Origin of the sequence: Ornithinimicrobium panacihumi (assembly GCF_052073805.1) — a bacterium.
Classification (GTDB): domain Bacteria; phylum Actinomycetota; class Actinomycetes; order Actinomycetales; family Dermatophilaceae; genus Ornithinicoccus; species Ornithinicoccus panacihumi.
Window position 1 is genome coordinate 1 of record NZ_JBQGWG010000028.1, and the last position, 23,310, is coordinate 23,310.

Sequence of the window (23,310 nt, forward strand, 5' to 3'; positions counted from 1 at the left end):
TGTCGGCGGCGCTTGAAAACTAGACAGTAACGGCGCTCGAAAAGTGAACACTCCGCCAACGATTGGAGTGTGATCACCATGGAGGACTGGGCGCTGATCAGGAGGCTGGCCGCCGACGGCGTGCCGAAGGCCAGGATCGCCAGGAAGTTGGGCATCTCGAGGACGACGGTCATAAACGCCATCGCCTCGGACGGGCCACCGAAGTACGAGAGAAGAGCGGGTCCAACGTCGTTCACGCCGTATGAGGCGCGGGTGCGTGAACTCCTCGAGGAGACGCCGGACATGCCCGCGACGGTGCTGGCCGAACGGGTCGGGTGGACCGGCTCGATCCGATGGTTCCGCGACAACGTCAACCGCCTGAGGGTCGACCACCGCCCGATCGACCCGGCCGACCGGCTGACCTGGACGGCCGGGGACGTAGCGCAGTGCGACCTGTGGTTCCCGCCGCGCAAGATCCTGCTCGAGGACGGCTCCCGTACCCTGCTTCCGGTACTGGTCATGACCTGCGGGTACTCCCGGTTCACGCTGGGGAGGATGATCCCGACCCGAAAGACCCCGGACCTGCTCCTGGGCACGTGGGAGCTGCTGGATCAGCTGGGTCGGGTGCCGCGCCGGCTGATCTGGGACAACGAGCCCGGCATCGGACGAGGCAAGCTGACCGAGCCGGTCGCGGTGTTCGCCGGGATGCTGGCCACGAAGGTGGTGCTGCTACCACCGCGGGATCCCGAGTCCAAGGGCATCGTCGAACGCCGCAACCGCTTCTTCGAGACCTCCTTCATGCCCGGGCGCCACTTCGAGTCCCCAAGCGACTTCAACGCCCAGTTCGCCCACTGGCTGTCCGCTGCTAACGCCCGGACGGTGCGCACGATCAAGGCCCGTCCGGTGGACCTGCTCGCCGCGGACAAGGAGGCGATGCTGCCCCTGCCGCCGGCGGTGCTGCACCTGGGCTGGCGCAACCACGTCCGCCTCGGCCGGGACTACTACGTGCGCGTCGACACCTCCGACTACTCCGTCGACCCCCGCGCGATCGGGGCCCGGGTCGACGTCGCCGCAGACCTGGACACCATCCGGGTCCGCCAGGCCGGCCGGCTGGTCGCCGAGCACCCACGCCGGTGGGCCCGGAGCATGACCGTGACCGACCCCGCCCACGTGGCGACCGCCGCCGCGCTACGGCGCGACTACCAGCACCCCAGGTCCCGTCCCGAGGCCGACGACCTGGTCCGGGACCTGGCCGACTACGATAAGGCGTTCGGGATCGACGCCGGCGAGCTGGAGTCGCGATGAGCCGCAAACCAGCATCCGCGAGCGAGTCGCTCAAGCAGATCACCCACCTGGCCGCGGCGCTGAAGGCGCCGCGGATCACCGAGTCCGCCGCCCGCCTGGCCGACCACGCCCGCGACAGCGGGTGGACCCACGAGGACTACCTGGCCGCGGTCCTGGAACGCGAGGTCGCCGCCCGCAACGCCTCCGGGGCCCGGCTACGCATCCGCGCCGCCGGCTTCGGCGCGGTCAAGACCCTTGAGGACTTCGACTTCGACCACCAACCCGGCGCCCGCACCCCGATCCAGGCCCTCGCCTCCGGTGCGTACCTGGCCGAGCACCGCAACGTCGTCCTCCTCGGACCGCCGGGCACGGGCAAGACGCACCTGGCCACCGCCCTCGGCGTCGCCGCCGCCCGGCAAGGACACCGGGTCCTGTTCGCCACCGCCACCGACTGGGTCACCCGCCTGACCGAGGCCCACGACCGCGGCCGCCTGCCGACCGAGCTCACCCGGCTGCGCCGCTACGGCCTGATCATCGTCGACGAGGTCGGCTACCTGCCCTTCGAGCAGGACGCCGCCAACCTCTTCTTCCAGCTCGTCTCCTCCCGGTACGAGCACGCCTCCCTCATCCTGACGTCGAACTTGCCGTTCAGCTCCTGGGCCGGCGTCTTCGGCGACCAAATCGTCGCCGCCGCGATGATCGACCGCATCGTCCACCACGCCGACGTCATCGCCCTCAAAGGCGCCTCCTACCGGCTCCGCGACCGCGGCGTCGAGACGCTTCCCAGCATCAAGGCCGAGCAGGAATCCCTAGACTGAGACCGTTCACTCTTCGACCGCCGAAACCGCCCAGTTTTCGAGCGCCGTCGACAATAACCCCACGTTGGGGCGCACAGGCCGCCTCCACTCTCGTGAGGAGATCTCGCCGGGCAGACCGCGCGCGGTCCGATCCGAGGGACGCAGACGACCGGATCTGCCGATGAGCGGATGTTGGCCACCACAGTCGAGGGTGAGCGATGCCGCAGATTGCGTCATCGGGAGCGGGAGACTACCCGAGCAGGACGCCAAGGCACCTGGAACACCCGGTCCTGCCTCATCTGCCATATGCGGCCGGGAGCGCTTACCACCAACTTGCCGTGCACGAGCCCGCCACCTAGCCCTTGCTGGCGGACCATCGAGGTCCTGCGCGGCCGTGTGCTTGAGAACTATGCGTTCGCCGCCTCGAAGGCCGCCAACTCCGCCTCCAACTCATCGAGCGCGGCCGTAAGCCCGTCGATAAACGCCGCCGGGTCCCGCGCCCGGCGCGTTCCGTCACTGGCGAAGTCCCATGCGTATGGCGCCGGCCAGCGTCCCATCTCCGCACGCCGCAGGCCCTCCTCGGCGATGCTCACGGCCGCGTGGAGCTTGACGAAACCCCAGCGCCCCTGCGTCTCCCGGTACGACACGGACAGGGCGGTGCCGCCGTGGCGTCGCACCCGGCCGACCGTACCCAGCCGCTCGCGCAGGTGCGCCAGGCGTAGCCGGCACTCGCCCAGACGCACCATCAGCAACTCCTCAGCGGCCTCCTCACGCAGTTCCGCCAAACTCGTTAGGGTGACGTTGCTCTTATGGGCCATCCGGACGGCGCCGGCTTGGAAGCCAACCTCGCTCAGTAATACTCCTCGGTCGGCGCCGACGTCGCGCACGATCTCGGCCAGCGCCGTGACGTGCAACTTCTCTACCCGGCGCCGGCGCCACTTGCACTCCACCACCCATAACTGCTCCAGGCCGGCGAGCCGACTGCGCACGACAACATCGACGTCATGCGCGCCGCGAACGCCGTCGAGGCGCTCGTCCGTCGTCGCCTCCAGCCCAACCGAGCGGAAGAGCGCCGCCGCCGACTCTTGGTAGTCCTGCCAGATCGCCACACGGTTAGTTTGGCCGTGGCGCGAGGCCACCACTACTGGCAGAGCCAAACTCATGCCGCACGCGCGCTGTCCGAGCGGAGTACCGGGCCCCGCCGATGAGCGGTCGCCCGCCAGAGGCTCCCGGGCGCCCCATTCCGCCCAGATTGGTCCACCTCAGCCGCGGATCGAGGCTCAGCGCAGACGTAGCTCGCTTGATGCGGCTTGCTTCCGTGGCTAGAGGGGTCGTCGGCGAGGAGTGTCGGCCCCATCGGGCACGCTGGTCCCGTGGACGACATTGCGGAGAAATTGCTGCCAGGTCCCGTTTTCGTGGTCGCTCGGGACTACCTGAGCCGCGCCCGAGCCAGCCGCGCTCGCATCAACGCCCTCTGGAACTCGATGCGGGATCACCAGTCGTTCTCCGCGTGGATCGAGTCTCCCGAGCCTCTCATCCGTGAGTTGTGGTGTTCCTTTGAGCCCAATTTCGCCCTTCAGCGAGAGGCGGACGAAGCTATGGCCGCTTTCCTCCGCAACATCAAGGCCGCCCTGGATGCCTGCGTTCTTGCTGCGGCGAACGCTGTCTGCCGCCCGATCGGGCTGGTTGAACCCGAACTGCACACGATGCCGTTGATTGACGCGGCCTCAGACTTCGATAATCTTCCTGCTCAGGGGCAGTTGCCGGGACTGCGCCCAGACCAGATCCGTGCCCTCCGACTCCTGCAGCCGTTCACCGAACGCCTGGATACCAAGGAGTCCATACGGACGATCGCCCGAGACATGGCGCACCTCACGGCCGGGCTGGAGGCTTTGACCTCATGGGAAACTTCCGGTGGAGATCGTCCACTGTTCACGGCATGGGCGTCCGAAGCAGACCCCAAACCTGACCTTCCAGACGGTGTACGTGTCGAGAAGACAGAACTCGACCCAGCAGGTCCACTAAGTCAGCCCAAGCGGTTGGCCAGATTCACTCTGGACAAGGACTCGGCTACAGCCTCGTTCGCCGGTGACCCCAACGTTTCCTTCGACGTGATCTTGAACGCCGGCCCCTGGCCGGATGAGCCTGATGACAACTTCTCCCACCGCTCGCATGGGCTCGTTGTCATCACACGGCACCTCATCGAGGGTCTGGAGCGGTCGGTCGGAGGCCCCTACCGTGTCGATCTTCTCCGTTCGCTGGACCGAAACATCCCAGCGGCGAAGGTCGACACGTGGCTGCCCGTCAAGTTCAGCAACGACGATGAAGAGGCTGAGGCCAGGACCGCCATAGCGGAATCCGACAGGAGCATGGCGACCTACCTAAACGACGACGGCACGCTTGTGTACTTACGCCTTTCCGAGGCTGGCAGCGTCATAGGACGTGAGATCGCGCCCGCACGCGAACTGCTGAATTCCACCCAAGACGGGACGGTCGTCGAGGAAGCAGTTCGGGCCGCTGCCGGCAGTTGGGGCCTGCGCGACCTCGTGCTCCGACCGAAGGTCTTTGTGAAGGGCAGCGGGATACGCGAACTCGGCGACGGGACGATCCTTGCCGGCCCACGCGGAATCAGTCTCCAAGTGAAGGCCCGAGGTGTCACCGGAGACACCACGGAGAAGGCAACGAAGTGGATGCTGAAGAACGCAGCGCACGGACTGCGACAAGCACGCGGGACGATCAGGACGGCCCTGCTCAACCCCGCCGTCGAGCTCACGAACCTCCGCGGACGCCCCATCACGATTCGCGGAAGGTCCGTCGCGTGGATCCCCGTCGTGGTAATCGACCACCCCAACCCTCCTCCGACGGGTGTCATCCCGGCGTCCGACCCTAAAGGAGCCAGCGTTGTGCTAACTCGGCGGGACTGGGAGTTTCTTTGGGATCAACTTCGTTCCGCAACGGCGATCGTCGACTACCTCCATCGCGTTGCCCAAGAAGAGGATCCGCTCGAGCTGGGCGCAGAGAGCAATCGGTATCTCGACCTTGCCGACAAGGATGCGGAGACCCCGCCGGACAAGTTGCCGGACTGGATACCAGAGGCCGAAGCGCTTCACGCCAGCCTGCCACTTCTCCCTCACGACCCTGCAGGGTCAGCCGACCGCTTCGGACACTCGATCTTCCAGCAGATTCTCGAGGACATAGCGAACACCGACTTCACCGGTGATGAAGCAGACCGCATCATGCTCCTCTCGCACATCGATCGCGTCCCGGTGGCGGCACGGGCCGAACTGGGCAGACTTCTGCTGCGACGGCTGACCCGCTGTGCCGAAGCGGCACCCGATGTTCACCGGGTGGACCACCGAATCATGTACATCGACCAAGGCGCTCTCCAGCTCACTTTCACGACCATGTCGCAGCTGACCGGACACCACCAGGAGATCTACCGCTCGTGGCTCTTGCTGCGTCGTCAGGACTTTCTGGCAAAGTCGAAGGCTCTCGGCCCTGTTTACCCCTGGACTGTGGGCGTTCTGCTCACGCCCCGTCCTGACGCTCCAAGGCCGTGGGACACGACGACGATCTCCACGAACGGACCGCCTGCATATGACGCGGCCGACTATGCCCGGTTCACCGAGATGTTCAAGCCCAACCTCTGACGTGCGCCATCCCGCAGCGCGCCGCGTCATTTCGCCCCGAATGGCGGAGGGAACGGCCACGCGGAGGCGCACGCAACTGCCGCAAGTGGCATTTATGCGTTGCCGGTCTGGCTCTGAACTTCGAGCGTCGTGGTCAGTTCCCGGATCGCTGCGACGATGACGGGGTCGGTGTCGTAGTGAGCCGTGAGCCATGCCAGGACTGCTCGTGAGGCGTTGAGGTTGTCCGTGTAGCCGGGAATCATCCGGTCCAGCGGGAAGCCTCCCGGTAGAGAGGCACGCTCGATACGGCGGGTCGCCTCGAAGCGGTCCGGGTGGTCCAGCTCCGTGGTCGGGTCGAGCCGCACCAGGGCCAGGACGCGGTCGACGGCGTAGACCTGGATGAACCGCATGGCGGTCAGGCGCTCACCCCTCAGCTCGCGGTGCAGACCGACATAGAGGTTGGTCAAAGCCTCGTTGAGGTGGAAGTCCACGTTGTCCATCGCTGTTGCGGCCGGTAAGGCGGCACCGAGGGCGAGCGGGTCAGCACCTCCACGTGACCAGACCACACGCGCCCCGGTGACCGGCAGGGCAGCGAACTGGTCCGGGGTGAAGATTGCGTACTCCAGGAACAGCCCGTCGGTCAGGAGTGCCTTCCTCCCGTTCGGGTCGTTGACAAAGCTGTATGCGACCTGGCTACCGAATCCCTGAAGCCAGCTGGTGTCCTGCAGGTACCGGTCCTTGGTGTCGGTCGTGTCGACAAGGAGGCAAAAGTCGATGTCGGAGTGGTCGTCGAACCGGTGCGTCTCGACCCCGGCCGAGCCCAGGCCCAGGACCGCCTGGACTTGCGGGTCGGTGGCCACGTGCACGGCGAGGTCGTCCAGCCGGAGCAGGTTGGGGTGCATGCCGTTCATTCTGCACGCGGATCGGGACCGGTGCTCCGCTGCCAGGCGCCGAGGCATGTCGTCGTCCTTTCGATGAGGCGACGTCTCTGCCCCGCACGGGGTCACACCCACCGAGGTCGCGACACCGCACAGGAGAGGGACGCCAGACGCCCCTTTCGGGATGCCATCCTCTGCCGCGTGCTGCATCTCGAGTTCCACGTCGCGGGCCGCGGTAGCGTGCCTGCGTGGCAGCCGAGCCGACCTTGAACGACTTCCGCCTTGAACCGGCCGTGGGCGTCCGCAACTGGGAGGACGGCAAGTACCACCGGGTCTTCGAGCACCACTTCTTGGACTTCATGATCGAGGGGCTCAGCCTGCGCGACCTCGCCGGTGAGCCGGACATGGTGACCCCGCTGTCGCGCCCCTGGTTGGAGGGGGTTCCGGCGGAGATAGACCGGCTGCTCGGTCGGCGCGAAACAGAGGAGCTGTCGGAGGGCCGGGTAGCCCTGCTCCTCTGCGGCGTCGATGGGGACACTGCCTGCGGCGCTCTCACCGCCCGCCTTGAGCATTCAGAAGCACACGTCACCTGGACCGACTGGCTGTGGGAGTCCTACCAAGGGGCCCAACCGGTGGAACGGCCTTCTGCGCCACTTGTTTTCGAGCGAACCAGGTACGAAGCGCAACTCCACGGCGCGGTGCCCCTGCTGCGAGCCATGCCGTACGACGAGTTGGCGCACCGTGGCAAGCGATTCCTGTGGCCTTGGGAGTGGGGCTGGCGCCTACCGCCTCGAGTGGACTGAACGCCTCCCTCGAGAGCCAAGGGGCGCTCCCAGCTGACGGCGAGACGCACTCATTTGCCGCAGGTAGCTAGGTTGCTTGCGCCCGTAGGGGCACGTCGCCGATGAGGATCGGTCGGAGCTGGCTGTCGTGGAACGGCGCGTAGGACCTGAACGAGGGCACGTCTTCGACGACGAGTTTGCGGAGGCGTTCGGACTCAGCGAACAGACTCAGGTCGGCCAGGTCAGTGACCTTGGTCAGGTGCAACTCTTCCAGCCTGGGAAGCGGGCTGACGCGGGCGGGGGCCGACGCTGCCGCAATGTCGAGGACGCGTAGCGACGCGGGTGCGTATTCAGGGAAGGCGCCGTAGATCTTCAGGCGCTCAAGCCGTGGAAGTTGAGCCAGAACCTCGAGCGCGTCCAAGCTCGGTCTCTCTACATGCAGGTCCCGTAGGCCAGATTCCGCGCCGCCGCTGAAACGGGTCGGCCGGCACGTCGACAAGGTCCTGAGTGCAGGGACTGCGTCCAGGTCCAGATCGACAGTCCTGGCCCGGCCTGGCTGGATGATCAGCTCGGTCAGTGCGGAAAACCCGCACAAGGGGCCTACGTCAATCCCCGGCTGGAAAACGTACAGCGCCGTGATCCGGTTGGCCACGCCGAGGAACGGCTCGAGATCGAGCCACTGGGCGTTCTCGGGGATGAACACTCGCCCGCCTGCTATCGCCAGCTGCCACGCTCGTGGGACACCCCGAGAGGCGCTGGCGCACAGCCGGCCCCCTACCCTCAGCAGCGTCACGAGTCACGCCTTCGGACAGCGCGCTCTGCACAGAGCCGAGTGGCCATGATGCGAATCACGACCTCATTCTCGCAGGCCCTTGAAACGCACTACTTTGCCGCACGTCGCTCGACTTGGTGTTCCGCGGAACAGTCCTCTGCCGCTCGTAGCTGAGATCCCTCTCAGCTGCGACGACGCCACCAGCGGGGCCCGTGGACCGCGATGCTAGATGGGCGTACACGTGGTGGTTGATGGTGGGCTCGTGCTCGATAGCCTCACGCGACGTGAGCGAGACGGTCGAACGCGTCGATGACTGGTGAACCCTGGGGCCCATCCACGGCCACTTGCGTGAAGCGAATGGCGACCCGTTCACGGAGTGGGTCCACGCGGGCGCTGGTTCCTGCGCCGCCTGTCCAGCCGTAGGTCCCGTCATTCCGGACACTTCCTCCATAGCCCCATCCCTCCCCATCAGCCAAGAAGGGTTTGGCGCTGCGGCGCTGCTCGGGGGTGAGCTCGTCGGTCATCATGGCCTGCACTAGGCCTACGGGAAGCAGCTGACGGCCTTGGTAGCAGCCATCCCCCAACAGCATCGCCCCGAAGGCGAACCAGTCGTGAACCGTTCCGATCACCCCTCCCGCACCATCGGGTAAAGCCGGTGGCCGCGAGTAGTGACCCGTGGGCGGGTCGACCAGCTCCAGAGGCCGATCCGGGTCCCCAGTCGTGCCGTAACGACTCGTGAACCGGTGGGCGTCTCCTTCCTGCACCCACCACCTGGCGTCTCGCATTCCCAGCGGGTCGAAGAGACGTTCGGTCATGAGTTCGTCCAGCGGCGTGGCGGTGGCGCGCTCCAGGAGCAGGCCCAGGACGGTGCTGCCCGTGTTGTACGTCCACCCCGACCCGGGCTGATGGGCCAGCGGCAGACTCCCCGCTGCCGACAGGAACGAGTCCCGGGTCAAGGTCCGCGGCGAGGGGCCCTCCTGCAGCTTGTCCACCAAGGCAGTGACGAAGGGGGACTCAAAATCGGAAGTGAAACCCAGCCCTCCGCGCAGAGTAGGTAGATCCTCCACCGTCACAGGGCGGCGGGCAGGGACAGTGTGACGGAGCTGTCCCCCTGGCTCTCCCAGCACCACCGGCGCGGCCAGCTCAGGGAGCCATCGCTCGATGGGCGAGTCCAGGTCGCGCGTGCCGTCAGCAACGGCGGTGAGTGCGAGGGCTGCGGTGAGAGGCTTGCCTAGCGAGTCCCAGTGAAATAGCGATGTGGTGGACACCGGAGTCCGTGACTCCAGGTCCTGCACCCCGACCACGATGACCTCAGGGTCGTCAACCGATCCGACCATGGCCACCGCCCCCGGGAGCAGGCCTGCGTCGACCTGGCCCTGCAACATCTCAACGATCCGATCCATGGTTTCAGCGTGGCACGGATCGAATCCTGAAGTGCATCAGTCCACGTCGCGTGGTTCGCTACTTGCCCGGACGGTTCTGATAGGTCATGAGACAACAGGGCGGCAAGCCGCGTCGAGGTATGCGGCTGCCGCTCGGGTCACCTCGCGGGCAAGGGTGTGGAAATCGGTCGTGCCGACCAGCCTGTGGGACAGCGACTCCACCAGAGCCACCAGAACCTGGGCCGTCGTCCCCGGATCTGCCAGGTGCTCCTCAGCGCGCAGGAGTTCTTCGACCCGGGCGCGCAGCGCCTCGTTGGTCTGCTCGAACGCCTCGGCGAGGGCGGGGGTGCTCGCTGCGTGGTCGTACAGGACCCGGTGCAGGTCTCCGTCCTCGTGCATGGCCGCCACGGCCGCGACCGCCTCGGGGAGCCACACGGACCGGGGGCGGCCCGGCCGCAGCACGTGATCGAGCACCTCACCGGCCTGCGCCATGTGCAGCCGGGCGAGCTCGAGGATGAGCGCGCCCTTGTTCGGGAAGTACTGGTACAGCGACCCGATGGACACCCCGGCCCTGGCCGCGATCCGGTCGGTCGTCGCGCTGGTCCCCTCCTCGGCCAGAACGTGAGCCGCTGCGGCCAGGATCTTCTCCACGGTCGCCCGGGAACGACGCTGCTGCGGCCGTTTACGGGGATCCTGCGCCGCCGGCGAGACCGCCATCGGCCACCTCCAGATGCGAGTACCGAACGTGAGGGATCCCTCATATTATGGGGTCATGGGTGAGCCGAACGAGTGGGGGCCACGGTTGAGCGCGGCGGCCGCCCTCGCCATCTACGTGATCGGGCTCGTGGGTGCCTTCGGGGTCCGCGCATGGGTGCACCGTCGCCGGACCGGGGACTCCGGGATGCGCAGGACCCCCGCCCCGCACCTGGCCGGGCGGATGGGCGTGGTCCTCTTCATGGGCAGCCTGCTGCTGTGCGGGGCGGGCCTGATCGGCGTCCTCCTCGTGCTGCCCCTGCGGTGGCAGACGCCCGCTGCGGTCTCGTGGCTGGGCCTGGTCGTCGCCGTCGTGGGGATGGCGGCGGTGTTCGCCGCGCAGGCAGCCATGGGTGCCTCCTGGCGGGTCGGCGTCGACCCGGATGAGGTGACCGAGCTGGTCACCACCGGGCCGTTCGCGCTGGTCCGCAACCCGATCTTCACCGCGATTGGCATCACCCTGCTCGGCGTCACCCTCCTGGTCCCCAGCGCACTTACTGTGCTCGCGCTCCTCACCTTCTGTTTCGGCGCCCAGCTCCAGGTCCGCCTCGTCGAGGAGCCCGCACTTGAACGTCTGCACGGCCAGACCTACCGGGACTACGCCTCCACCGTCGGGCGCTTCATCCCCGGCCTCGGACGAGGACTCTGACGACCGACCGAGCAGGGTGCGCGACATGGACGGGTCGCATTCGACCCGCCCAGCTCTCAGCCGCTGGCGCGCTCAGCCTTGGCCAGCCAGGTCAGCGCGCGGACCGACTCCCAGTTGCCCGGCTTCAGCCTGTCGGCCGCCTGGCGTGCCGTGGCCAGCACCCGGCCGGCCGCGTGGTCGTCACCCAGCTCCACAGCGAGCATGGCGAGCGTCTCGACGCTCTCCCAGCCTCCTGCCTTGAGGCGGTCGGCGGTCTCGAGGGCGCGGGCGAGGTGCTGCTGGGCGTGGGTGCTCGTCATGGGCCATGTCTACCAGCGCCCTCCCGCAGACGGCAGGAGGGCCGCCCGACCATGAGGTCGGGCGGCCCTCGCCGCGAACCCGGTCAGGCCTCCAGGCGCGCCAGCCTCTTCTCCACCGAGCGGGAGGCGGACTCCCCGAGCAGGTAGGTGATCGCGTAGAAGATCAGCCCACCACCGACGAACTCCAGGACGGCCAGGAGCAGCAGGCCCAGCGGCCCCTCGATCGGCAGAAGGTCGCTGGCGTCACCCATCAGGATCCCGCCGAAGGTCAGGACCGTCATCGCCCCCGCGAAGAGGACCGAGTCGATCAGGTAGGCGCGGCGACGCTCCGCCTTCTCCTGCGGCGTCGGCCCGGTCGGCAGCTCGTGGCCCAGGACGCTGCGCGGGGCCTCGGCGCCGTGCATGCGCTGGAGCAGGAGGAAGAGCCCTCCCGTGCCCAGCAGCACGACGATCGCGGGGGTGTTGGTGACCTCCTGGGTGCGGATGTACTCCCAGGCCAGCACGCCCAGGGCCCCCAGCATCACCACGGCCAGCACGATCATCGCGGACCGGCCGGCGTTGAGCTCTTGTCGCTCGTCCATCTCGTTCACTGCTCGCTTTCTTCCCAGAAGAGGGTGTTGAGGTCGGTGTCCAGCGCTCGGGCGATATCGATGCACAGGCGCAGGGTGGGATTGTGCGCCCCGGCCTCGATCAGGCTGATCGTCTGCCGGGACGCGCCGACCTGCTTGGCCAGGTCGGCCTGGGTGAGCCCCTTCCCCGCGCGGGCGCTTCGCATGCGCAGGTTGGTCTCCTGGGCCTCCCCTGCTCGTTGTCCGGGTGCCATATGTCAGTTATACCCGACATCATGACGTCTTTGCAAGACATCCTGGCAACTATTTCTGACGTTTCAGATGAGCGAGGTGAGGTATGCGGTCAGCCGGGTGGCCGCATACCTCACCCTCCCCTCTGGCATGCTTGGTTGGATGCAGGGGACACAGATGGAGATCGAGCACGGCAACCGGCTGCTGGCGCAGCGGCCGGTCTGGTGGAAGTTGCTCGTCAGCAGCTGGATCGTGCTGGTGGCCGCGGGCTTCGTGATGTTCTCCGTGCTCGGCTGGGCCCTCGGGGCCGTCCTGGCCCGCAGGAAGGGCATGTGGCTGCTGACCCTGGGCTGGGGGCTGGCCTATGCCGCGGCGGTGATCTTCTTCGAGCTGACCCAGGACGTCACCGACCTGGCGATCCTTCCTTTCCTCATCGCCTGGGTGGGCAGCGTCGCCCACGCGATCTTCATGTCTCGCAGCGTCCTGCGGTGGCGGGCCCTCGCCCTCGACAAGGACTCCGGCTGGCGACTGCCGACCGGCATCCCCCAAGCTCAGCCGGCCCAGCCCTTCATGCCGACGATCCCGATGCCCGACGGCATACCCCAGCACCGCGGAGCCGTCCAGGACTCCGCACCCCCGATCCCCCGTCCGGGCCAGGACGAGCGCTGGTCCTAGGACGTGGAGGAGCCCGGTCACGCGCTGCGTGACCGGGCTCCCTCAGCCAGGAACGGCTCAGGCGGTCTGGTCCTCAGCGCCGGTGCCCGGCTGCACGGTCCAGCTCGGCGGCTCGTCCTTGCCGGCCTCCTCGTCCTTCTCCGCGTCCTCCGCGGTCGCCTGGACGATGCCCTGCGCGTGGTGCACGGGCGCGTAGACGGCGTAGAGCTTCAGCGGCTCGTAGCCGGTGTTGATCACGTCGTGCCACATGCCCGCCGGCACCTGGATGGACCAGTCGTCCTCGACCTTCTGCTCGAAGTCGAGGTTGTCCTTCTCCGGACCCATGACGCACCGGCCCTCGCCGGCCTCCAGCCGCAGGAACTGGTCGGTCTCGGGGTGCACCTCCAGGCCGATGGACTCCCCCACCGGGATGGACATGAGGGTGACCTGCAGATACTTCCCGGTCCAGGCGACCTGGCGGTAGTTGTCGTTGCCCGTCGTCGCCTTCTCGATGTCGAAGACGTTGGGCTTGGGGCCGTTGTCGGTGACCATGGCACGTCCTTTCTCGGAGGTATGCGGTTCCTCTCCAACCTATGCCTCCTCACCTGCGGTTTCCAGGCAGGAGAGGCTGCCCTGCCCACCCGCTCGGAGTCCGGTCAGGGCGCGGCGGGTGAGGTCGCGCGGGCTCGGACGATCCGGCGCGTCTCGAGTGCCCAGAAGGCGCAGAAGAGCAGGATCTCCCACCACTCCAGGAAGATCACCAGGTGCCCGGGGGCGAACACCCGCGCCAGGCCCCACGCGACGAGCGGACCGACCAGCATCAGCCCCACGATCACCTGGTAGCGGCGCCGCACCGCCATGTCCAGCGGCCGCACCCTGCGTGACTCCTGGCGGGCCGTGAGCTGTGGCCAGGCGTGGCTCGCGACGGCGACCACGAGCGCGCTGATGAGGAAGATCGCGGCGAGGTCGTGGATGCGCACCTGCCGTCCCGCGATGCGCAGCCCCTCGAGGGTGACCTCGCCGGCCGGAGGCGTCCACAGCTGCCACATGGACAGTGCCAGGAAGGCCATCAGCGTGCCACCGGTCGCGGCGACGAAGGCCAGGTTGAGCCGGTTGCCCCGGACCAGCCGCCGCATCCGCTCGGTCGTGCGCAGCTCGTGCACGAGCAGGCCGGCGCACAGCACGAGGACGAGGGTGAGGCTGATCCGCAGTGACCAGACGTACTGCTCCGGCGTCACGCCGTCCGGGCTCAGGACCAGACCCTCGCGCAGGTCGGCCAGGATCCCCTCCAGCCCGGTCGGCACCAGAGCGACGAAGGCCGCGTAGAACCCGGCGCCGTTGAGGTTGTAGTCCTCCAGCACCGTCGACCCCTGGTAGGCCACCAGGCAGACGGCCACCGCGATGAGCACGCCGACGAAGACGTCACGGACCGGGCCGCCGTAGTAGGCGCTGATCGAGGTCTCCAGGCCACCCTCCAGCACCGCGGTCAGCGTCGTCACCAGGAAGAGGAAGGCCGGCAGCAGCACCAGCAGCCAGCGCAGGTTGTCATAGGTCAGGCTGAGCACCCGCTCCTGCTCGAGGCTGCCCGCGTCGGGGCTGTCCGGCGCGCTCGTCCTGCGCTGCTCGTGCTGCTCCTGCTGCTCGTGCTGCTCCCGCTGCTGCATCGTCCCTCCCCAGGGCCGGTGATGGTCGACCTCGTCGTGCTGGCCCCACGATAGACCGGGCCACCGACAGCACGTTGGCCGCGACGACGACCAGGATCCCCACCCACTCGTGCACGTGGAGCGCCTGCTGCAGGAGGACCAGCCCGGCCACCCGCTGGCCCGTCGCCGCACGGTCTCGATGCGCGACTTCGGCGGGCGCGTGGTGGCGGTCGACGCCCGCACCGGGACCACGACCGTCGACCTGTGGCCGCCCGACCACGCCCCGTCGGCGACGCGCGACACCCAGGACATGGAGGAGTGGCTGGCCCTCATCGCCGCCGGGCACGCGTCCGGGATGACCACGGAGGCCACGGCCTACCAGCACCCGAGGCCGGGCATCGTCTACCGCCGCGTGCGCGACGCCCCGTCGGTCCCGGTGTGGCTGGCGTGGTGGCGCGACGACCCGCCGGCCCAGCTGGACGAGGTGGTGGCGCTGGCCAGCGGCCTGTATGCGGCGCCCGGCGCCTGAGCGCGCGCATCCGACCGCGCGGCACCACAGTGGACCCATGACCGACATGACCTCGCTGTGGCAGGCCACCTCGACCATGCCGTCCACCGACCCCTGGCAGGACGGCCTGAGCTGCGAGGTGGTGGTGGTCGGGTCCGGCATCACCGGCCTGGCGACCGCGCACGAGCTGGCGCGGCGCGGGGTCGACGTCGTCGTCCTGGAGGCCCGCGAGCTCGGCGGCGTGACCACCGCCCGCACGACGGCCAAGGTCAGCCTGCTGCAGGGCGGGACTCTCTCGGCGGTCAGGCGAGGGGCGGGTGCCGAGGGCGTGACCGCATACCTGGAGGCGAACCGTGCCGGGCAGGACTGGTGGCGCGAGGTGGTCGGCGTCGGCCCCGACCTGCAGGTGCGCGACGCGGTGACCTACTCCTCGACCGCGGAGGGCAAGGAGCGGATGCTGGCCGAGTGGGAGGCCTCGCGGGAGGCCGGTCTGCCGGTCGAGGTCGTCGGCGCCGAGGCGCTGGGGTATGGGGTGCCCGTCACCGCCGCGCTCCGCCTGCCCGACCAGCTCCAGACGCACCCGTTGCGGGCCCTGTCGGCCCTCGCGGAGGGGCTGCGGGCGCAGGGTGTGCGGATCATGGAGGGGGTCCGCGTGAGCGGTGTCAGCCTCGGCTCCCCCAGCGAGGTGCGGACCGACCACGGGCCGCTGCTGGCCCGCCAGGTCGTGCTCGCGACCGGCACGCCGGTGCTGGACCGGCGGGCGCACTTCGCACGGCTGAGCCCGCAGCGGTCCTACGCGCTCTCCTACCGCGTGCCCGGCGCCCCGCCGAGCCCGATGTGCCTGTCCCTCGACCCCGAGACCCGCTCGGTGCGGTCGGTGCCGGTGGACGGCGAGGACTTCCTCCTCGTGGGCGGCAACGGGCACGTCGTCGGCCGCGAGGGCTCGGAGCAGCAGCGGATCGACGACCTCGACGCGTGGGCCCGAGCCACCTTCCCCGGCGCGCAGCGGGTGCACACGTGGTCGGCCCAGGACTACCGCAGCGAGGACGCCCTGCCGATCGTCGGACCGCTGGCCGGTGAGGACACCCGGCTCCTGGTGGCGACCGGCTTCGGCAAGTGGGGGATGACCAACGGCGCCGCCGCCGGCCTGGCGCTGGCCTCCTGGGTGGTGGGCGACGAGCCGACCGGCTGGATGCGCGCGCTGGCGCAGCACCGGCCGAGCCTGGCCGCCGCGGCCAGCCTGGCGAAGATCAACGGCACCGTCGCCGGCTGGCTGGCCAGGGGCCTGGCCGCGGGAGCCGCCCGCGCCCTGCCCGACCAGGCTCCGGCCGAGGGCGAGGGCGTGGTCGGGCGTGACGGCGCCCGCGTGGTGGCGTGCAGCACCGTGGACGGCGCCACCCGCCGCGTCTCGGGGCACTGCACCCACCTGGGCGCGGTGCTGGAGTGGAACGACGCCGAGCGCAGCTGGGACTGCCCGCTGCACGGCTCACGCTTCGCCCCGGACGGCGCGGTCCTCGAAGGCCCGGCCACCTCTCCCCTGCCGCCGGCCTGACGTCCATCCCCGACCGGCGACACACTCTGCGAACACAGCGACGGCCTCTGAGCTCTCGGAGACCGAGGGCTCAGAGGCCGCGCACCACGCGCCTCAGCGCTTGAGGTTGGGGTCGTTCACCTGGGAGATCTGGTCGCGGTCCTGGACCTGGTCCTCGGCCTCCGCGTCGTGCAGGTGCTCGTTGTCCTGACGCCCACGCTCGGTCACGGGGTCGGCCTGGGGCCCAGCACCCTCGGCAGCCTCGGCCTCGCCCTCGAACGCGCGGTCGCCGTCCTGGACGGGCGAGTGATCGTCGTTCTTGCCAGTCATGATGTGCTCCTCAGCGTCGGATACGTGCCGTCCACCTTCGCAGCCAACTGGTCAGCCGTCCTGCTGAACGACGTCACGTCGCGCCGAGGGGGATGTGCCGAACTACGCTGACGGGAACCCACCCCAAGGAGCCTGACGTGACGATCGAAACCACCCCCACCCTCGCCTGGACACTCGTCTCTGAGTGCCCGATCCCCCAGGACGTCAACGCCCTCCTGGTCGGAGACGAGCAGGCCGTGGCGGCCTACAAGACCTTCCGGGACAGCGCGATCTTCACCACCAAGCGCCTGATCATCCGTGACTCACAGGGCCTGCGCGGCAAGAAGGTGGAGATCTACTCCCTGCCGTACACCGCCATCAACATGTGGTCTTCGGAGAACGCGGGCGGATTCCTGGACTACAACGCCGAGATGGAGCTCTGGACGAGGGCAGGCCACATCAAGGTCAACCTGGGCAAGGGCATCGACGTCCGCAAGCTTGACCGGCTGATCGCGGAGTACGTGCTTCGGTAGGTCCCCCAGTTGCGGGAGACGAGATCGCGATATGAAGTAGCCCGACCCAGCCGTACCGCTCCCGCTAGGGTGCATGCATGGTCCAGGTCGACGTGCGCGAGGCGAAGTCACAGTTGTCACGCCTCATCGACGCGACCCTGGCTGGGGAAAAGGTGACGATCGCCCGCGGCCGGGAGGCCTGTGGTGGATCTCGTCGTGCACTCCTGCCCCAAGATCGTGATCGGGGTCGAGGGATGGGCCGGCTGCATTGTCGACACCGATGCACTTGATGCACCCGACTCCGATCTGACGGCGCTCTTCCTGGGGCTCAGCCCCGCATGAGCGGCGGGCTGAGGTCGGTCGCAGGTCCGGCGACGTAGAGGCGAGGGGGCCTCCCGAGGCGACCCTCCGCATACCTGCCCGTGTCCCGGACGAAGCCCTCGGTCCCGAGCACCTTGCGCTGGAAGTTGGACTGGTCGAGCCGCTCGCCCCAGACCGTCTCGTAGACGCCGCGCAGGTCCCCGAGGGTGAACTCGCGCCGGCAGAACGCGGTCGCGAGCGTGGTGTACTCCAGCTTGGCCCGGGCTCGCTCGACCGCGTCGCGCAGGATCAGCACGTGGTCGAAGGCCAGGCCCAGCCCGAGCGCCTCCTCGACCGGCCACCACCGCGCGAACAGACGCAGCCCTACTCCTGGCTGAACGCCGAGTCGAACGACGAGCTCGCCGGCTCATAGTCGAACTGCCTGAGGAACTCCAGGGCCTCGGGCGCGCCGTGCAGCCGGTCCATGCCGGCGTCCTCCCACTCCACCGAGATCGGACCGTCGTAGCTGGCGGCCGCGAGCGCGCTGAAGCAGTCCTCCCAGGGCACGTCGCCGCGGCCGGTGGAGACGAAGTCCCAGCCGCGCCGCGGGTCGCCCCAGGGCAGGTGGGAGGACAGGATCCCGTTGCGCCCGTTGCCCATCCGCATCCGAGTGTCCTTGCAGTCGACGTGATAGATCCGGTCGGCGAAGTCGGTGATGAACCCGACGGGGTCGAGGTCCTGCCACATCATGTGGCTGGGGTCCCAGTTGAGCCCGAACGCCTCCCGGTGACCGATCGCCTCCAGTGTCTTGACCGTCGACCAATAGTCGTAGGCGATCTCGCCCGGGTGCACCTCATGGGCGAAACGCACGCCGCACTCGTCGAAGACGTCCAGGATCGGGTTCCACCGGTCCGCGAAGTCCTGGTAGCCCGCCTCGATCCGCTCGGCGGGCACGGGCGGGAACATCGCGACGTACTGCCAGATCGAGGACCCGGTGAAGCCGACCACGGTCTTGACGCCCATCTTCTGCGCCAGCCGCGCCGTGAGCTTGAGCTCCTCGGCCGCGCGCTGCCGGACACCCTCGGGGTCACCGTCGCCCCACACCTTGGACCCGACGATCGCCTGGTGCCGCTCGTCGATCGGGTCGTCGCAGACGGCCTGGCCCTTGAGGTGGTTGGAGATCGCCCAGACCCCCAGCCCGTGGCGACGGAGGATGTCGAGCCGCTCCTCCACATACCCGTCCTCGTCCCACCGCCACGCATCCAGGTGCTCGCCCGAGACCGCGATCTCGAGCCCGTCATAGCCCCACCCGGCAGCCAGCTCTGCGACCTCCTCCAGCGTCAGGTCCGCCCACTGCCCGGTGAACAGGGTGAATGTCTTGGCCATCTCAGGTCTCCTTGCCTCGCTCTTCAGACTCTCAGTTGCCGGTGTCGACCGGGGCGCCGCCGCGCTCGTTGCTCGTCTCGATCGCCGCCAGCACACGCTGCACGGCGAGCCCGTCCTCGAAGGTCGGGGCCACCTCGCCGCCGGTCCTGATCGCGCGCAACAGGTCGGCGGTCTGCGAGGTGAAGGTGTGGTCCCACCCGAGGGTGTGCCCCGGCGGCCACCAGGCCTCGACGTAGGGATGGTCGTCCTCGGTCACCAGAACCTGCGTCGCGCCGGCGGTCGGGCCGGTCCCTTCGGTCAGCACCAGCTCGTTGAGGCGCTCGAGGTCGAACCGGATAGAGCCGGCTGTGCCGTAGAGCTCGACGGACAGGGCGTTCTTGCGGCCGGCGGCCACCCGGCTCACCTCGAGGCTGGCGACCACTTCGGAGCGGGTATGCAGTGTCGCCCACGCTGCGTCGTCCACCGTCACCGGTTCGCGTCCCGCGTCGCCTTCGCGCTCGGTCATGAAGGTGCGCAGCTCGCCGCGGGCAGCCGTCACGCGTTCGTCCAGCAGCCACTGGAGCTGGTCGACCGCGTGCGAGCCGAGGTCACCGAGGGCGCCGGAGCCAGCAGTCTCCTTGCGCAGCCGCCAGGTCATCGGTGCGGCGGCGTCCGTGAGCCAATCCTGCAGGTAGGCGAGACGCGCCTGGCGGACCTCGCCGATCCGGCCGTCGGCGATGAGCTGGCGGGCCAGCGCGAGAGCCGGCACCCGGCGGTAGTTGAAGCCGAGCATCGACCGCCCGGCGCTCGATGCCGCTGCGGCCACGAGCTGCTCGCACTCGGCGACTGTGTTGGCCAGGGGCTTCTCGACCAGGACGTGCTTGCCGGCGGCGAGCGCGGCGAGGGCGACCTCGGCGTGCAGGTGGCCAGGGGTGCAGACGTCGACGATGTCGATGTCCTCCCGCTCGACCACGTCGCGCCAGTCGGTGGCGGCCTCCGCCCAGCCGTAGCGGGCCGCAGCCTCCCCCACCGCAGCCTCGTCCCGCCCGACGAGCACCTGCTGGCGCACGGCCGGGGCGTCGGGATAGAACGCGCCGACATTGCGCCAGGCGTTGGAGTGCGCCTTGCCCATGAACGAGTAGCCGATGACGGCGACCCCGAGCGGCCGGTCAGCCACGAGATTCTCCTTCGGTGAGAGCCCGCAGGAAGGCCAGGCCGTCCCGGGCCAGGTCGTCCTGGGTCGGCGCCAGCGGGCGCCAGATGGAGGCGGCCGTGGCGATCGAGGCGTTGTCGGCGGTGAAGCTCTCGATGTTGAGCGGGCCGGTATAGCCGACCTCGTCGAGAGCCCGCAGCAGCGCCGACCAGTCGGTCTGGTCGCCACCGGGGGCGCCGCGGTCGGAGCCGCAGACCTGCAGGTGCACGAGGTGCTTGCCCGCGCGGCGCACGGCGTCGGCGGAGGAGCGCTCCTCGATGTTGAGGTGGTAGGTGTCCAGCGCCAGGCCGCACGAAGGCCCGAGCAGCCCGTCGAGCCCGGTCAGCGCCTGCTCGACCGTGTTGACCAGCGAGGTCTCGTAGCGGTTGAGCGGCTCGATCCCGACGACCACGCCGGCCGACGCCGCATACGAGACCACCGGCTCGAGGTTCTCCCGCCACTCCTCGTAGGCGGACGTGCGCTCCGCGGGTGAGAGACGCCATACCCGACCTGTCGCTGCATAGAACGGGCCGCAGACGGCCGCCGCCCCGATGCCGTGCGCGAGGTCGATGCAGGCGCGCAGATAGTCCTGGGTCTGGGCAACAGCCCCGGGCGCCGCCTGCACGAGGTCACGCCCGGGAGCCATCGCACCCACCACGAAGGGGACCAGGCCCGCGTCGGAGACAGCCCTGCGGGCCTCCGCCACGGACAGGTCGCCCACCGACTCCAGCGGGAGCTCGACGGCGTCGAAGCCCATGCCGGAGATTTTCGAGAGCAGCCCCGGGAGCTGGGCGTCGCGCAGCGGTGACGCCCAGACCCAGGTGTTGACCCCGATCAGCCTCACGGGATGACGCGGTCCTGCCAGATCTTGGGATAGCCGGGCAGGTCCTCGCCGCCGAACTTGGCGTAGTGACCGTCAGGCATCCCGTCGTTGGCCTCGAGGAACTCCTGGCGCTGGTCCTCGGTGATCGGCGCCTGCGGGAGGACCCACTCGGTCGGGACCTCCTCGCCCTTGAAGATCTTCTCCACGGCCAGCAGCGGCGTGCGCCACTGGAAGTTGGAGTAGACCGGGGCCAGGCCGGTCAGGCCGGTCTCCTCCCACTTGCGCAGGAAGCTCATCTCGTCCTCACCGGTCATCACCGGATAGTCCTTACCTGCGTCCTCAAAGGCCTCGATGGCCGCAACAGCGCCGTCACCGGCGTCCATCCACACGCCCTGGACGTCACCCTTGGCCAGCTCGTCGCTGATGATCTTCTTGATCTGGGTCGGGTCGGCGCCGGTGAAGTAGTCGGTCGCCTCGATGCCCTTCTCGCCGAAGATCTTCTCGGCCGCGGCCCAACGGTGCTCGAGGACGTCGACGCCGGGCAGGATGCGCAGCGCGACGACCTTGTCGCCCTCGTTGAGGTTCTCCGCCAGGAACTCCGCGGTGTCGATGCCCCAGGCGTAGCCGCCGATGGGGTGGATGAAGGTGGTCGCGCAGTCGGTCTCGACGCCGCGGTCGAAGACGACGACCGGCTTGCCGGTGTCGCAGGCGCGCTCGACGGCCGGCGTGAGGGCCGCCGTCGAGTTGGGCGAGATGACGAACGCGTCGCAGCCGCCCTCGGCGATGAAGTAGTCGATGTCGGCGATCTGGGTGTTGTCGTCGTCCTGCGCGTCGCGGGTCTCCATCTCGGAGATCACACCGGACTCCTGCAGCGCCTTGAGCTGCTCGTTCATCGTGATCCAGCCGGTCTGCCGCCACGGGTTGGAGATCGAGGCGTTGGCGAAGCAGACCTTCTTGGCACCCTCGGAGGCGAACTCCGAGGTGTCGGTCATGTCGCCGTCGATGTACTGCAGGTAAGGCGTGGCCTCGTCGCCCTCGAAGGTGGCCGAGCGCTGCTCGTACTGCGTGTCGTAGACCGCCTGGTCGAACCACTTACCGGCGGGCGCCTCACCTCCTCCCTCCTCCTCGGTCTCGGCCGTGTCGTCGTTCCCGGCGGGCTTTTCGGCCTCATCGGTGGCCTCGTCGGTCGTCGGGGCCGGTGCCGGCGCGCCGGCCGACTCGCTCGCGGCGGGGTCGTCGATGGACGGGTCCGTCGAGCACGCCGCCAGCATGGCCAGCGCCGCGGTGGCGGCAAGCGCATTGCCGATCTTTGTCCTGCGCATCAGTTCTCTCCTGTGGTGGGGCCCGGATCGGGCGTGGTGGTTGCCCTGGGTGGGGCGGTGGTGGCGGACGCTGCCTGGGACTCTGGGGCCGGGGCGGGGTCCTTCGAGGTATGGAGTGCACCGTCGGGTCTCGTCCGGCTCGCCAGGCGCGCCCCGCCAGCGAGACCGCGGCGATGATGATCACGCCCTGCACGGTGGGCCGCCAGGTGGAGGCGACGCCGACGAAGTTGAGGAGGGTGAAGAGCAGCTCCAGGGCGAAGGCTCCGGCGGCTGCCGACAGCACCCAGCCGCGACCGCCGCCGAGGACGACGCCGCCGAGGACGACTGCGGTGATGGCGGTGAACTCGTAGCCGCGGCCGACGGAGGGGTGCACGCCGGCATAGCCGACCAGGATGATCCCGGCGACGGTCGCGGCGAGCGAGGACAGGATGAAGGCGACGGTCTTGACCCACCACACCGGCGCGCCGGACAGGTGCGCGGTGTCGGGGTTGTCGCCGACGGCGACGAGCGTCTTGCCGAAGGGGCGGCTCATGAACCAGACCGCGGCGACCGCGATCACGGTCAGGATGATCGCCGGGTAGGGGATGATTCCCACGATCGGCACGTCCTTGATGCCGCCGCGGCCGATCTGGCGAAAGGTGTTGACCGGGTTGCCGGTGGCAGCGCCTCCGGTGAGATACATGACCAGCCCGGACAGCGCCAGCATCGTGCCGAGCGTGACGATGAAGCTGGGGACCTTGAGCAGCGTGGTCGCCAGCCCATTGACGAGGCCGACCAGGATGCCGAGGCCGATCATCAGCAGCATGACGGGCAGGATCTTGGACTCGTCCTGACCGATGAGGTTGCCGGAGAGCACCACCTGCATGGTGACGACCGAGCCCATCGACAGGTCGAACTCCCCGGAGACGATGACGAAGTACTGCCCGATCGCGGCGATCGCGATGGGGGCCGTCCGGCCGAAGAAGCGGATGAGCGATCCGGGCTCGCCGAAGTTGGGGTTGTTGGCGATGATCGCGCCGAGCAGCAGCAGGACGAGGACGAAGACTGCACCGCCCGGGGTGGCGAGGGCGCCGAGCAGCCGCTGGAAGGCGTTGCCCTGGTGGGCAGCCAGCAGTGCACGTCGGTCGGGGCTGGTCACGGGGCTGGT

At 68.9% G+C, this 23,310-nt stretch carries 27 protein-coding genes; 10 read left to right on the top strand and 17 right to left on the bottom strand.

Going from position 1 to position 23,310, the window contains the following annotated elements; all coding sequences use genetic code 11:
* The first annotated feature begins 69 nt into the window (after positions 1–69).
* Together istA and istB are read left to right on the top strand one after the other, a co-directional pair.
* Positions 70–1,284, top strand: a complete 1,215-nt coding sequence (istA, locus tag ACTMMA_RS16605; RefSeq protein ID WP_441190557.1) for an IS21 family transposase — start codon at positions 70–72, stop codon at positions 1,282–1,284.
* Positions 1,281–2,081: an IS21-like element helper ATPase IstB gene (gene istB, locus ACTMMA_RS16610; protein ID WP_441190556.1), complete on the top strand. Its 801-nt coding sequence runs from the start codon at positions 1,281–1,283 to the stop codon at positions 2,079–2,081. The genes istA and istB overlap by 4 nt, the downstream gene beginning before the upstream one ends.
* A gap of 386 nt (positions 2,082–2,467) precedes the next feature.
* Here istB and ACTMMA_RS16615 read toward each other — a convergent pair whose 3' ends face one another.
* Positions 2,468–3,169, bottom strand: a complete 702-nt coding sequence (locus ACTMMA_RS16615; RefSeq protein ID WP_441191220.1) for a restriction endonuclease — start codon at positions 3,167–3,169, stop codon at positions 2,468–2,470.
* Positions 3,170–3,433: 264 nt separating this feature from the next.
* Here ACTMMA_RS16615 and ACTMMA_RS16620 point away from each other — a divergent pair, with 264 nt between their 5' ends.
* Positions 3,434–5,710, top strand: a complete 2,277-nt coding sequence (locus ACTMMA_RS16620; protein WP_441191221.1) for a hypothetical protein — start codon at positions 3,434–3,436, stop codon at positions 5,708–5,710.
* 92 nt (positions 5,711–5,802) lie between these two features.
* On the opposite strand, the gene ACTMMA_RS16625 is transcribed toward ACTMMA_RS16620, so the two are convergent.
* The gene (locus tag ACTMMA_RS16625; protein WP_441191222.1) at positions 5,803–6,591 is read right to left on the bottom strand and encodes a hypothetical protein; all 789 of its coding nucleotides are present in this window, start codon (positions 6,589–6,591) and stop codon (positions 5,803–5,805) included.
* A gap of 224 nt (positions 6,592–6,815) precedes the next feature.
* Between ACTMMA_RS16625 and ACTMMA_RS16630 the strand changes: the two genes are divergently transcribed.
* Positions 6,816–7,370 (top strand): hypothetical protein, encoded by a 555-nt coding sequence (locus ACTMMA_RS16630; protein WP_441191223.1) that lies wholly within the window; start codon positions 6,816–6,818, stop codon positions 7,368–7,370.
* Between the two features lie 67 nt (positions 7,371–7,437).
* Here the strand turns inward: ACTMMA_RS16630 and ACTMMA_RS16635 are convergent, their stop codons facing one another.
* From ACTMMA_RS16635 to ACTMMA_RS16645, 3 genes are all read right to left on the bottom strand, one after another.
* Positions 7,438–8,052, bottom strand: coding sequence for a hypothetical protein (locus ACTMMA_RS16635; protein WP_441191224.1), 615 nt, complete (start codon positions 8,050–8,052; stop codon positions 7,438–7,440).
* Between the two features lie 344 nt (positions 8,053–8,396).
* On the bottom strand, positions 8,397–9,524 hold the full coding sequence (locus ACTMMA_RS16640) for a serine hydrolase domain-containing protein (protein WP_441191225.1): 1,128 nt from the start codon (positions 9,522–9,524) through the stop codon (positions 8,397–8,399).
* Between the two features lie 84 nt (positions 9,525–9,608).
* The gene (locus ACTMMA_RS16645) at positions 9,609–10,220 is read right to left on the bottom strand and encodes a TetR/AcrR family transcriptional regulator (RefSeq protein ID WP_441191226.1); all 612 of its coding nucleotides are present in this window, start codon (positions 10,218–10,220) and stop codon (positions 9,609–9,611) included.
* A gap of 55 nt (positions 10,221–10,275) precedes the next feature.
* Between ACTMMA_RS16645 and ACTMMA_RS16650 the strand changes: the two genes are divergently transcribed.
* On the top strand, positions 10,276–10,905 hold the full coding sequence (locus tag ACTMMA_RS16650) for a methyltransferase family protein (RefSeq protein WP_441191227.1): 630 nt from the start codon (positions 10,276–10,278) through the stop codon (positions 10,903–10,905).
* A gap of 56 nt (positions 10,906–10,961) precedes the next feature.
* On the opposite strand, the gene ACTMMA_RS16655 is transcribed toward ACTMMA_RS16650, so the two are convergent.
* The 3 genes from ACTMMA_RS16655 to ACTMMA_RS16665 form a co-directional block, all read right to left on the bottom strand.
* Entirely contained in the window at positions 10,962–11,204 is a 243-nt protein-coding gene (locus ACTMMA_RS16655) for a hypothetical protein (RefSeq protein ID WP_441191228.1), read from the bottom strand.
* A gap of 83 nt (positions 11,205–11,287) precedes the next feature.
* Positions 11,288–11,794 carry a hypothetical protein gene (locus tag ACTMMA_RS16660; RefSeq protein ID WP_441191229.1) on the bottom strand — a complete coding sequence of 169 codons (507 nt, stop codon included), beginning with the start codon at positions 11,792–11,794 and terminating at the stop codon, positions 11,288–11,290.
* A complete protein-coding gene (locus ACTMMA_RS16665; protein WP_441191230.1) occupies positions 11,791–11,979 on the bottom strand; it encodes a helix-turn-helix transcriptional regulator in 189 nt (62 codons plus the stop codon). The genes ACTMMA_RS16660 and ACTMMA_RS16665 overlap by 4 nt, the downstream gene beginning before the upstream one ends.
* Positions 11,980–12,094: 115 nt before the next feature.
* On the opposite strand from ACTMMA_RS16665, the gene ACTMMA_RS16670 reads away from it, so the two are divergent.
* Positions 12,095–12,679, top strand: a complete 585-nt coding sequence (locus tag ACTMMA_RS16670; protein WP_441191231.1) for a hypothetical protein — start codon at positions 12,095–12,097, stop codon at positions 12,677–12,679.
* 57 nt (positions 12,680–12,736) lie between these two features.
* On the opposite strand, the gene ACTMMA_RS16675 is transcribed toward ACTMMA_RS16670, so the two are convergent.
* Both ACTMMA_RS16675 and ACTMMA_RS16680 read right to left on the bottom strand, forming a co-directional pair.
* Positions 12,737–13,210: a cupin domain-containing protein gene (locus ACTMMA_RS16675; protein ID WP_441191232.1), complete on the bottom strand. Its 474-nt coding sequence runs from the start codon at positions 13,208–13,210 to the stop codon at positions 12,737–12,739.
* 104 nt (positions 13,211–13,314) lie between these two features.
* Positions 13,315–14,322, bottom strand: a complete 1,008-nt coding sequence (locus ACTMMA_RS16680; RefSeq protein WP_441191233.1) for a hypothetical protein — start codon at positions 14,320–14,322, stop codon at positions 13,315–13,317.
* A gap of 109 nt (positions 14,323–14,431) precedes the next feature.
* On the opposite strand from ACTMMA_RS16680, the gene ACTMMA_RS16685 reads away from it, so the two are divergent.
* Both ACTMMA_RS16685 and ACTMMA_RS16690 read left to right on the top strand, forming a co-directional pair.
* Positions 14,432–14,830, top strand: a complete 399-nt coding sequence (locus tag ACTMMA_RS16685) for a LysR substrate-binding domain-containing protein (protein ID WP_441191234.1) — start codon at positions 14,432–14,434, stop codon at positions 14,828–14,830.
* Between the two features lie 37 nt (positions 14,831–14,867).
* A complete protein-coding gene (locus ACTMMA_RS16690; protein WP_441191235.1) occupies positions 14,868–16,361 on the top strand; it encodes an FAD-dependent oxidoreductase in 1,494 nt (497 codons plus the stop codon).
* A 93-nt stretch (positions 16,362–16,454) separates the two neighbouring features.
* Here ACTMMA_RS16690 and ACTMMA_RS16695 read toward each other — a convergent pair whose 3' ends face one another.
* On the bottom strand, positions 16,455–16,670 hold the full coding sequence (locus ACTMMA_RS16695) for a hypothetical protein (RefSeq protein ID WP_441191236.1): 216 nt from the start codon (positions 16,668–16,670) through the stop codon (positions 16,455–16,457).
* A gap of 143 nt (positions 16,671–16,813) precedes the next feature.
* Here ACTMMA_RS16695 and ACTMMA_RS16700 point away from each other — a divergent pair, with 143 nt between their 5' ends.
* Positions 16,814–17,182 carry a PH domain-containing protein gene (locus ACTMMA_RS16700; RefSeq protein ID WP_441191255.1) on the top strand — a complete coding sequence of 123 codons (369 nt, stop codon included), beginning with the start codon at positions 16,814–16,816 and terminating at the stop codon, positions 17,180–17,182.
* Between the two features lie 183 nt (positions 17,183–17,365).
* On the top strand, positions 17,366–17,503 hold the full coding sequence (locus ACTMMA_RS16705) for a hypothetical protein (protein ID WP_441191237.1): 138 nt from the start codon (positions 17,366–17,368) through the stop codon (positions 17,501–17,503).
* Here the strand turns inward: ACTMMA_RS16705 and ACTMMA_RS16710 are convergent.
* The 6 genes from ACTMMA_RS16710 to ACTMMA_RS16735 all read right to left on the bottom strand — a co-directional run bounded on the left by ACTMMA_RS16710 (position 17,490) and on the right by ACTMMA_RS16735 (position 23,301).
* The gene (locus tag ACTMMA_RS16710) at positions 17,490–17,777 is read right to left on the bottom strand and encodes an NrtR DNA-binding winged helix domain-containing protein (protein ID WP_441191238.1); all 288 of its coding nucleotides are present in this window, start codon (positions 17,775–17,777) and stop codon (positions 17,490–17,492) included. The genes ACTMMA_RS16705 and ACTMMA_RS16710 overlap by 14 nt on opposite strands.
* Before the next feature lie 68 nt (positions 17,778–17,845).
* Positions 17,846–18,847 (bottom strand): sugar phosphate isomerase/epimerase family protein, encoded by a 1,002-nt coding sequence (locus ACTMMA_RS16715; RefSeq protein WP_441191239.1) that lies wholly within the window; start codon positions 18,845–18,847, stop codon positions 17,846–17,848.
* A 31-nt stretch (positions 18,848–18,878) separates the two neighbouring features.
* Positions 18,879–20,003, bottom strand: coding sequence for a Gfo/Idh/MocA family protein (locus ACTMMA_RS16720; protein WP_441191240.1), 1,125 nt, complete (start codon positions 20,001–20,003; stop codon positions 18,879–18,881).
* A complete protein-coding gene (locus ACTMMA_RS16725; RefSeq protein WP_441191241.1) occupies positions 19,996–20,862 on the bottom strand; it encodes a sugar phosphate isomerase/epimerase family protein in 867 nt (288 codons plus the stop codon). The genes ACTMMA_RS16720 and ACTMMA_RS16725 overlap by 8 nt, the downstream gene beginning before the upstream one ends.
* The gene (locus tag ACTMMA_RS16730) at positions 20,859–22,112 is read right to left on the bottom strand and encodes a substrate-binding domain-containing protein (RefSeq protein ID WP_441191256.1); all 1,254 of its coding nucleotides are present in this window, start codon (positions 22,110–22,112) and stop codon (positions 20,859–20,861) included. Before ACTMMA_RS16730 ends, ACTMMA_RS16725 begins: the two co-directional genes overlap by 4 nt.
* On the bottom strand, positions 22,009–23,301 hold the full coding sequence (locus ACTMMA_RS16735) for an ABC transporter permease (protein WP_441191242.1): 1,293 nt from the start codon (positions 23,299–23,301) through the stop codon (positions 22,009–22,011). Before ACTMMA_RS16735 ends, ACTMMA_RS16730 begins: the two co-directional genes overlap by 104 nt.
* Positions 23,302–23,310: the final 9 nt, after the last annotated feature.